We start from the raw sequence: 2,052 nt of genomic DNA, 5'->3' as shown, positions 1-2,052 counted from the left end.
CTTCCGTATGGAGGATTGCAGAATACCACTTCGCCCCCCCAGTCCTGCTTTAAGCCATTTTCTTTTATTGTGTAATACTTGTTGCATTTAGCATTTTCTTTTGTTGCACAAGGGTCCAGTGTAAAGTTAAATTCTTTATCTAATTCATTGAAAAATTCTTGCGGTGTACTCCATTCATTTGTCTTGCTACTAAACATTACATCTGTATTCAACTTGTCCACCTCCTAGTTATGCTTTTAAATATTCGCTGTTGTCCCCCATACGAAAAGGCATTATTAATATCAAATCATCTTGGTAGGTAGCAAATATTGGGTACAATGCTCCATTTCCTTCAAATTTAACATTATCTTCGTCAATCATTTCAATATATTTGGAGTTGATATAAACGTACTCTTTGCCTTTAAAAATTCTGTAATTATTCTTACCTTGCATATAAATTAATTTTGTATTTTCCAAGCTTCCAACTTCTTTCTTTTCTAATAAATCCATCCATGGGGGCTTTGTAGAGTTTTCAGCAATCTCTTTTTTATAACTACCAGTTATAATTTCTTTTCCTTAACCAGGAATAAGCCCAAACCTTTCAACTAACGCACATAATATTTTTCTATTTTCCGATTTCTTTAGATCTGTTTTTATTATCCAATAATTAGTTAGTACGTAATCTGTGTCATTAGTTCTGTACCAATAAATACTGTTAGACTTCTTTATTTCACTACTTACTTTCGTTTGTTTAAACATCTGTTTACCTCCTATTCTTTAACCTCATCCAAGATTGATAAAACTTTTAACAATACACTATCTAACTCAAATTTATACACATCATTAATTATTAAATTTGATTTTTTTATATCGCTTCTAATTAAATTTATTCTAAATTCAGCTTGTTCAATTTTTGCTTTATTTTTAATTTTAGTATTTTTATAATTTAAATTTTGTTTACTAAGATATAGAGTAAAAATCGCATATAAGATATTTAAAAAAATCCAATCGTAAATATTAAATCCCATTATTTAATTTCTCCTTCTTTTCTTTCTTAACTTCTATAAGTTTAAAATCTCTTACTTTGCCTACATAGGCATATATAAGCTTCAATTCTTACACCCCTCTATATTCTTCTATCAATATTTCTTCTAGCTCTGTTTCTAGCTTTTTAATCTCTTCTTTGATTTCTTCCTTTCTCTTGAATAACGTTTCTATATTTTTGCTTATCTCGTTCATTATTTAACCCTCCTTTTAACTTGTCCCCCTATATGGTAAAATCTTCTTGAAAGGGGGTGAATATGTGGATATAAAGATTACAAAAGATGCTGATGTTTTAATATGCCTTTTATATAAACAATATTGTCAACAACGAAAAGATGGAGTCCCTAAATTACAATCTAAGTTATTCGGCTCTTCTATAGAGGTTCAAAAATCTATCGCTCCAAAATGGACACCTGAAGAAGTTGACGAAACTTGCAGAGAATTAGATCGTGCTGGTTTAATTGAATGTCTCTATGCTGAAAATATTGTTTATGAGTTCTATCTTTCTGATACGGGTATTATTTATATGGAAAATCGCTTCCAAGATGGTTTAAATAGTGTACTAGACTATTTAGGCAAAATAAGAAATCTTTTACCTTTTTAAACCTCTCCATCTTCATTAAATTTGTTGTGTGCAAAAACGCTTCTGTTGAACTCCTCTTGTAATTTCTTAAGAGGGGTTTCTCTTATATAGTTCTCTGAAAATAAATGGTTAGCAAAGTAATACTTCATTGGTTCATGAAATTCTTTTATTCCAACTTCTTTCATCCACTCTAACTTTTCTCTTGATATTTCTATTCTTTTTTCTTCCACTCTTCTCACCTCCTAAGCAACCTTATATTTAATTGCCATTTCTTTTACTATTGCTGTATAACCTTCTATAAGCTTCTTATCATCTGCTATTACATCGACGATAGTTAGCTTGTCCCTCTTAGATTTACTAACTCCTTCATCTGCCATTCTTCTACGTTTATTCGTAAGTCTTGTTTGAACATCTACTCCTAATCTTTGATTTAATAAAGTGTAAAT

General features: G+C 30.1%; 8 protein-coding genes. 1 reads left to right on the top strand and 7 read right to left on the bottom strand.

Going from position 1 to position 2,052, the window contains the following annotated elements:
• From KQI42_RS20625 to KQI42_RS21580, 5 genes are all read right to left on the bottom strand, one after another.
• Window positions 1-212: phage N-6-adenine-methyltransferase (locus KQI42_RS20625; RefSeq protein WP_216522713.1), on the bottom strand; the 212-nt coding region annotated here is incomplete at its 3' end.
• Between the two features lie 16 nt (window positions 213-228).
• A complete protein-coding gene (locus tag KQI42_RS20620; protein WP_216522708.1) occupies window positions 229-489 on the bottom strand; it encodes a hypothetical protein in 261 nt (86 codons plus the stop codon).
• A gap of 66 nt (window positions 490-555) precedes the next feature.
• Window positions 556-738 (bottom strand): hypothetical protein, encoded by a 183-nt coding sequence (locus KQI42_RS20615; RefSeq protein ID WP_216522706.1) that lies wholly within the window; start codon window positions 736-738, stop codon window positions 556-558.
• Between the two features lie 11 nt (window positions 739-749).
• Window positions 750-1,007: a hypothetical protein gene (locus KQI42_RS20610; protein WP_216522704.1), complete on the bottom strand. Its 258-nt coding sequence runs from the start codon at window positions 1,005-1,007 to the stop codon at window positions 750-752.
• Window positions 1,008-1,095: 88 nt separating this feature from the next.
• Window positions 1,096-1,218, bottom strand: coding sequence for a hypothetical protein (locus KQI42_RS21580; RefSeq protein ID WP_281420536.1), 123 nt, complete (start codon window positions 1,216-1,218; stop codon window positions 1,096-1,098).
• A 64-nt stretch (window positions 1,219-1,282) separates the two neighbouring features.
• Between KQI42_RS21580 and KQI42_RS20605 the strand changes: the two genes are divergently transcribed.
• The gene (locus KQI42_RS20605; RefSeq protein WP_216522702.1) at window positions 1,283-1,627 is read left to right on the top strand and encodes a hypothetical protein; all 345 of its coding nucleotides are present in this window, start codon (window positions 1,283-1,285) and stop codon (window positions 1,625-1,627) included.
• Here KQI42_RS20605 and KQI42_RS20600 read toward each other — a convergent pair.
• Together KQI42_RS20600 and KQI42_RS20595 are read right to left on the bottom strand one after the other, a co-directional pair.
• Window positions 1,624-1,836, bottom strand: a complete 213-nt coding sequence (locus KQI42_RS20600) for a hypothetical protein (RefSeq protein WP_216522700.1) — start codon at window positions 1,834-1,836, stop codon at window positions 1,624-1,626. The two genes, KQI42_RS20605 and KQI42_RS20600, sit on opposite strands and share 4 nt — an antisense overlap.
• Window positions 1,837-1,848: 12 nt before the next feature.
• On the bottom strand, window positions 1,849-2,052 hold a 204-nt coding region (locus tag KQI42_RS20595; RefSeq protein WP_216522698.1), incomplete at its 5' end, for a hypothetical protein.

The sequence above is a fragment of the Tissierella simiarum genome, assembly GCF_018917865.1.
GTDB lineage: Bacteria > Bacillota > Clostridia > Tissierellales > Tissierellaceae > Tissierella_C > Tissierella_C simiarum.
Note: the sequence above shows the minus strand (reverse complement) of the source record. Positions and strands in the feature narration are given on the sequence as shown.

What these genes read in the sequence shown, in the direction of transcription:
- KQI42_RS20615 (WP_216522706.1), bottom strand. Translation starts at nt 738, where the DNA reads ATGTTTAAACAAACGAAAGTAAGTAGTGAAATAAAGAAGTCTAACAGT.
- KQI42_RS21580 (WP_281420536.1), bottom strand. Translation starts at nt 1,218, where the DNA reads ATGAACGAGATAAGCAAAAATATAGAAACGTTATTCAAGAGAAAGGAA.
- KQI42_RS20620 (WP_216522708.1), bottom strand. Translation starts at nt 489, where the DNA reads ATGGATTTATTAGAAAAGAAAGAAGTTGGAAGCTTGGAAAATACAAAA.
- KQI42_RS20610 (WP_216522704.1), bottom strand. Translation starts at nt 1,007, where the DNA reads ATGGGATTTAATATTTACGATTGGATTTTTTTAAATATCTTATATGCG.